The organism is Paenibacillus sp. GbtcB18, from assembly GCF_019091125.1.
GTDB classification, from domain to species: Bacteria; Bacillota; Bacilli; order Paenibacillales; family NBRC-103111; genus Paenibacillus_F; species Paenibacillus_F chitinolyticus.
This window is the reverse complement of the sequence record NZ_JAGXJX010000981.1, coordinates 1-230: the sequence shown is the minus strand read 5'-3', so window position 1 is coordinate 230 and position 230 is coordinate 1. Positions and strand designations below refer to the sequence as shown.

Annotated in this window: 1 pseudogene; it reads left to right on the top strand. The window is 30.0% G+C overall.

What is annotated here, in order from left to right:
* Positions 1-181 (top strand): annotated as a pseudogene (locus KVT34_RS31460) (DUF2283 domain-containing protein); the annotation flags it as partial.
* Positions 182-230: the final 49 nt, after the last annotated feature.

Here is a 230-nt window from a genome sequence, read left to right as displayed (position 1 = left end):
AAATGATAATAAATGCATATACTCATTTAGACTTTCTCAAGATAATCATTTGCAAAAAGTAGCATTTCATCATGTTGTATTTTATTTTGCAGATAATCAGTATGAAGAATTTATTGGTTTTGATATTATGAAGCCATCTTTGTATGGTTATGACATATTGAACTCTTTAAGTGAGTATTAGGCAGAAGGGGGACCCAGGTTAAATGGGTTCTTTTTTATTTAGCGGTTCT